Raw genomic sequence first — 6,142 nt, forward strand, 5'->3', positions numbered from 1 at the left:
GAGCACATTAGTGCTCAAGATTTAACGACGACGTTACTCCAAATTAACCAGCGACCGCTTAAAATACTCGACTGGCAAACACCGTATCAGGTTATGCTGACAAATTTGTCCAAAAATTCGGATTAAATTTGCAATCTACCTAACTAATTCGTTATTCGATCCTAAAAAAGGTATGACTGTGAATGAAAGATCATTTTGTTCACGGTCATGCCTTTTTGTTGTCCATTTAGTTATTGATAATGACCAGCAATGTCGTCTGGACTAAAATCCTTAGTGAATTGACGATCATAGGCCTTTTCATAGGCAGCAACTTTTTGTTGGTAATCAATTTGGCGCATCTTTTCGGCAGCTTCCCGCTGTGATGTGGCCGACTTTTCGACCGCATCCGGATAAATTGGCGGTAACACATGGACCGTATAATTGATGCCATGCGGATCCGATTTGGTCGGGGCGTCAACCATCGAAACAAAGCAGGACACGATTGGCACATTCAATCTAACGGCGTAGTAGTACGCTCCCCGTTCAAGCGGCCGCGGTTTGCGATAGTTGAACCACATTTCCCGTTCCGGATAAATTAGAATTGACTGTTTGCGTGCCAAGCTACTTTGCAAAAGGGCAATAAACCCCTTGCCCATGTAATTGACGCTGTCGCTGACAGGTATCGTATCAGCGTATGTCATCAAAAATCCCAGCATCCCGGGCATTTTAAGGTTGGTGAGCTCAACGACAATCGACAAATCAGGTTGATTCAGGGCTGATCGAACCAGCAGGCTGTCAATCGGGCTAAAGTGGTTACAGGTAATGATTGCCGGCCATTCCAATGCCTTTAAATTGTCAGTCCCCTCAACTTTTAAATTGGGATTCATCATCCTCGCAGCCATATTCATGACCGACCGGGCTTCGGCTGCCCGCCAATGATAACGTTTAGTTTGGTGAAGCTTCAAGAAGTGGTCCAACACCTCATGCTGCTCGGTAAGTGTCAGTACTGGATCATGTAGTTCGACTTTTTGATTAAATTTTCCCTGACGGACGTTTTCAGCAATGTTTTGAATCACTTTGTCACGCTCGCCAAGCTTTACCGGTGTAAAAGTCATAGGGCAATTTTTACTCCTTGCTTGGCCCTTGCGTAAAATGTCGTTGGGGTCTTAATAATATCAACGGCTAATTGAATCAAATCGGACTGATTCTTCTGATCACGGGCAACTTCTTTAGGATTCATATCTGCGAGCTGCTGTTTTAACATGGTCTCGTAATCGGTTTGTTTGGCATAGGTCCAAAAATAGCTTTGTCGAGGGGCATCATCATAGCGCCACGGCTTGGCAAATAAGTTATAGTGAATCAGCCAGGGGTCAACATCCTGTGGCGTGGTGATTTGGATGTTCCATGACGGGTTCAAATAATAAATTCGATTTCTCGCGATGGCATTCATGTAGTCCTGATCCGGGGCCAAACTCTTGAAATGGTACTTGTTCAAGAGCTGCAAAAAGTGTTCAGCGAATTTTGAACGGCGCATTTCAGCCAGGTTCATCAACAACACGCCGGAATTAACGTATTTCTGTGAATCAATCCCAACGGCTTGTTCAGCATAGTCAATCGTTTCCGGAGTGTGGCCGATGAAGTGATCCGGCACTGCGCCAACCAGGTTATCCCCCAGCTGGGTATCAAATAATTCACCCACGTCCTTTAAAACCACCGTGTCCGCATCCAGGTAGAGCGCCTTATCCAATTTGGGGAACAATTCAGCAATAAACAGCCGGAAATAAATTGTAAAGGTAAAGTAGTCACTGCGTAGTTTGTTATTCTTATCAGTAATTTCTTGCTTCAAGCGGTCATTAATTGAAACAAACTGAATTTTGAGGTTGTCCGTTTCAAAGGCTTTAAGCCGCCCTTGATTGTCGGTATTGAGATCATCACACAACACAATCACCTGGTAATGCCTGTCCGGTGATGTATGCGCGACCAGTGAAGCCAGTGAAACTGCCAGATAAGGTGCATAATTGTCATCGACAGCGTAAAAAATTGGCACGGTTTGATTTTCCATAATGAATCCCCCTTAAATCAATGTGATTGATGCTGGTAGGTCATAAATGACACGTTGCTTTGGTGACTGCGGGTCACCATTTGGGCATGAATCTGATCGTGGAGTTTTTGTTGGCGTTGTTTACGCGGAAGTGACTTGTCCGGCATAAACGGACCGTCGAAGTATACCACCTGCTTGGGTCGGCTCAACAGTCGGCCTTTTTGATATGTAATCGTCATGCTGTAGCTGGGCAGGTCGGCAGCGACTGGATAATGGAATGCGCCAACTGGAAACGGACGAATCTTGGTGTAATACGGCCAAACATGGGCTTCGGGATAGATAAACACTCGTTGATGCTGGTCCAATCGAGCATTCATCGCCCGCTGGAATTGGATCATTTGTGATAATTTCGCGGGTAGGATCAACGCACCACCCATCGTCAAGAGACGACCGACGATTGGAATACCAAGGTTGGCAGGTTCCGCAATCGGATACGCCCGCCGGGGTATTGCGACCAGCATCGGTAAAAGTGCATCCCCCAGCGGCTGGGTATGGTTGGCATAAATGAAGGCGCCCCGTTTGCCTTGGGTGCGCAGACACCGTTTGTTTCGAAAAGACGTCCGCAAATACAGCCGACAATAAACGAAGCTGACAACAACCGCCACCCAGTAGACGACCGTCGCCGTTACGCGGTAAAACCAATTTTGATGCAGCCAAATGTAGCCCTCAGGAATGGTGGCATTTTGATTTTTGGTAAAGACCACGTCATCATCAAAATCATGATACGTAAACACTTTTGATGTCCGTTTAGTCATTACCAATGTCATCCTTTCTTCCGAGAAGTTAAAATCATGAACAGAACCATTCTACCCCAAATATGACATTATTTTATCATACGGGACGTTTAAAAATGGCAATTCACTAAAAATCGCCCTTTAAATGATGAAATTGGTGTAAAATTAAGGCTTGCTATGCTAGGATATTTGGGATAACAATGGATGTATACACATCATTAGAAGGATTTAGGGGATAATTTTGATGCAAGCTCAGTCCAAGAACAATACCAAGTTTAACTTTAAAACATTTATGGGCCTAATCAACCGAATTCACCCCCGTTACTGGCAACTGCTGCTTGGCTTTTTTCTAGGAGTTGTCGCAACGGCGATGCAATTGATGGTTCCCGGCATCGCCAAGGGGATCATCAACTCAATCGGTCATTCAATGGATGTCGGCCTAATCGTTGCCGTCATTTTACTATTCGTTTTCAGTACCATTATTGGAGCCTTTTCCGGCAGTATTTTAGGCTTCTTCGGTGAAGACGTCGTCTATAAGCTGCGAACAACACTTTGGGATAAAATCTTAACCCTGCCGGTGGGTTATTTTGACCAAACCAAATCTGGCGAAATAACGTCCAGGTTGGTCAATGATTCCACACAGGTCAAGGAACTGTTGGCCAATTCGGTTCCCAAAACCGCAACTTCGATTCTGCAACTGGTTGGCGCATTGGTCTTAATGCTCATCATGGACTGGCGGATGACTATCATTATGTTTATCGCCGTTCCGCTCGTCTTGATCTGCCTGCTGCCAATTGTCCGCCAATCCCACAAAGTTGCCAGAGCGAGACAGGACGCACTGGCAGATCTCAATGGTAAAGCCGGTGAAATGCTGGGCGAAGTCCGTCTAGTCAAATCGTCTACCGCAGAAAACTTAGAACGAACAGCCGGCGATAAACGGATGTATCGCCTTTATCGCATCGGGTTAAAAGAAGCGATCTATGATTCAATTGCCGGACCTGTAATGGGCATGGTCATGATGGCCATGGTCCTGGAAATTCTGGGCTATGGTGCGATCCGGGTTCGGGAAGGTGCCATTGATATTGGGACCTTATTTTCATTTCTGATGTACCTGGTTCAAATGATTAGTCCATTTGCGGTTCTCGGCCAATTCATGTCTGATGTTGCCAAGGCAAGTGGCTCAACCACTCGAATCCAGGCATTATTGCAAACTCATGAAGAAGATCGTCTGACTGGAACGGATTTGGATATTGGCGATCAAACACTTCAGATGAACCACGTCAGTTTTTCTTATGATCAGCATCACCCCATTTTATCCGGCGTGTCGTTTACGGCAGAACCCAATTCGGTCATTGCCTTTGCCGGACCATCCGGCGGTGGCAAATCAACCATTTTCAGCTTAATTGAACGTTTTTATGAACCTAACGAGGGCAGCATCACGATTGGCAATACCAATATTACTGATATTCAACTTGCCGATTGGCGCCAGCAAATCGGCCTGGTCGGCCAAGACGCTGCGATCATGTCTGGAACGATTCGTTACAATTTAACCTATGGTTTGCCGGGGCATTTTTCCGATGAACAGCTTTGGCATGTCTTGGAAATGGCTTACGCAACGCAATTTGTCCAGAAGATGCCTCGGGGCTTGGACACGGAAGTCGGTGAGCGTGGAGTCAAGGTATCGGGGGGCCAACGCCAACGATTGGCGATTGCCCGGGCCTTCCTGCGTAATCCAAAAATCTTAATGTTGGATGAAGCAACGGCGAGCCTGGATTCCGAGTCCGAAATGATGGTCCAAAAAGCGCTGGACCAGTTGATGGCCAATCGAACAACATTGGTGATCGCCCACAGGCTAAGCACAATTACCAACGCCGACGAAATTTATTTCATAGAAAACGGCAGGGTAACGGGCCAGGGAACCCACCAACAGTTAGTGAAGACGACTCCTTTGTATAGGGAGTATGTGAAAAATCAGAGCGCGACGAGCAACGGGTGAGGCGGTTTCTAAGGGTACTTTGATTGAAGTCCCTGGGTTTGGGACTTTAATTAAAGTGCACTTAGAAGTTAGCCTCAGTTGCGTCGGAGCGTATTTTAAAGGCCGGAGGGATCTCAAAATCCCCTAACCCCACCAACCAATCGATAATTCTTCCACTTCCTGCACACCAATCCAATCAAGACAAAATATAAAAAGAGCCAATCATTCCAAAAACAGGAATAATCAGCTCGTTCATTAAGATTCTAAGAGCAACACATCTCGCATCGCACCCTCACTCAGTTTTCAATTCCCCTTCAGCATCCAATTCAGCCATAATCTCCTGATACTCGGCTAAAATATCATCATATTCATGCAAATGAAGTTGCTGGTGAACTTTATCAACTTCCCAAGGCTTGACCGAAACCGTGTGGACGATCGGCCATAATTTCCAGCGGGTGGAGAAATGCTGAAAAACGGTGTCAGATTGAACATCCTGCTGCTCATTGTATTTTTCAGGGGCAAAAGCCTTGTGCTTGGCCAGCTTATTCATCGCGGACTGGTCCGGCATAATCATCGGCCATTTTCGGCAGCATTCCCGGCAGCGGGCCAGTAATTTGTCTTGTCGGATCATATCCAGGTTCATCAGGAGCATCCCCGAGTTAATGTAATCAAATGCTCTCTGTTGATGATGTACGAACCAACGACCGTAATGATCCAATACGCCAACAAAATCAGTTCCTGCCAGTGATTGATGATAAAAATCTTCAAACGGCCGGCGACACACAACGTCAGCGTCCAAATACAGAATCCGATCGGAAAATTGCGGCACCAAATCACTATACAGCCGCAACATACTATAGGGCGTGAATAACGTGTTGATGTTCGCCTTGGGCAAATCCGCCTCAAACTGAGTGGTAATGTCAATTTTGGTAACGCCACTATCGACATTTTCCCGCTTGACCAGTTGATTCAAAAAGGCTGCGTGATCGTCAGTCAGCGCTTGAAATTGCTGATGACGATTATACAATTGTCCAGTTAAAATGTAGATGTTGAGTGGTTCTTGCGCGTGTTTTGTCAGTGAGAGGATTGAAATAATCAACCCCGAAAACATGTGGTCATCTCCACAGTATAAAATATCCAAACCGCATTCATCCCCCAATTCGTGTCTCATCAATCAAAGTGTGTCATATTTCCAGAGAAATGGCAACGGCGAATTGTCAAACTAAGTGCAACGGTTTGTCAAAAAATACTTCATATGGGGTTTCATAGTTTAACACTTTGCGAGGACGTTGATTTAACTGCTTTTGGCAGTGTTCAACGTCCTGTTCTGTATAATTATCAATATCTGTTCGC

Annotated in this window: 5 protein-coding genes and 2 pseudogenes; 2 read left to right on the top strand and 5 right to left on the bottom strand. The window is 45.7% G+C overall.

Annotated features, from left to right (window positions below):
• Window positions 1–126, top strand: a pseudogene (locus tag AB3112_RS07245) (IS30 family transposase); the annotation flags it as partial.
• 104 nt (window positions 127–230) lie between these two features.
• On the opposite strand, the gene AB3112_RS07250 reads toward AB3112_RS07245, so the two are convergent.
• The 3 genes from AB3112_RS07250 to AB3112_RS07260 are packed head-to-tail and all read right to left on the bottom strand — an operon-like array spanning window position 231 to window position 2,835.
• Window positions 231–1,094, bottom strand: a complete 864-nt coding sequence (locus tag AB3112_RS07250; RefSeq protein WP_014386900.1) for a lysophospholipid acyltransferase family protein — start codon at window positions 1,092–1,094, stop codon at window positions 231–233.
• Window positions 1,091–2,041 (bottom strand): glycosyltransferase family 8 protein, encoded by a 951-nt coding sequence (locus AB3112_RS07255; RefSeq protein ID WP_014386901.1) that lies wholly within the window; start codon window positions 2,039–2,041, stop codon window positions 1,091–1,093. The genes AB3112_RS07250 and AB3112_RS07255 overlap by 4 nt, the downstream gene beginning before the upstream one ends.
• A gap of 17 nt (window positions 2,042–2,058) precedes the next feature.
• Window positions 2,059–2,835 carry a 1-acyl-sn-glycerol-3-phosphate acyltransferase gene (locus AB3112_RS07260; protein ID WP_054712545.1) on the bottom strand — a complete coding sequence of 259 codons (777 nt, stop codon included), beginning with the start codon at window positions 2,833–2,835 and terminating at the stop codon, window positions 2,059–2,061.
• A 223-nt stretch (window positions 2,836–3,058) separates the two neighbouring features.
• Between AB3112_RS07260 and AB3112_RS07265 the strand changes: the two genes are divergently transcribed.
• Window positions 3,059–4,810, top strand: a complete 1,752-nt coding sequence (locus AB3112_RS07265) for an ABC transporter ATP-binding protein (protein ID WP_367334194.1) — start codon at window positions 3,059–3,061, stop codon at window positions 4,808–4,810.
• A 271-nt stretch (window positions 4,811–5,081) separates the two neighbouring features.
• Here AB3112_RS07265 and AB3112_RS07270 read toward each other — a convergent pair whose 3' ends face one another.
• Both AB3112_RS07270 and AB3112_RS07275 read right to left on the bottom strand, forming a co-directional pair.
• Window positions 5,082–5,960, bottom strand: coding sequence for a glycosyltransferase (locus AB3112_RS07270; RefSeq protein WP_367334195.1), 879 nt, complete (start codon window positions 5,958–5,960; stop codon window positions 5,082–5,084).
• A 46-nt stretch (window positions 5,961–6,006) separates the two neighbouring features.
• Window positions 6,007–6,142 (bottom strand): annotated as a pseudogene (locus AB3112_RS07275) (IS30 family transposase); the annotation flags it as partial.

It is taken from the genome of Lentilactobacillus sp., from assembly GCF_040773105.1.
In the GTDB taxonomy this organism is placed as follows: Bacteria; Bacillota; Bacilli; order Lactobacillales; family Lactobacillaceae; genus Lentilactobacillus; species Lentilactobacillus parabuchneri.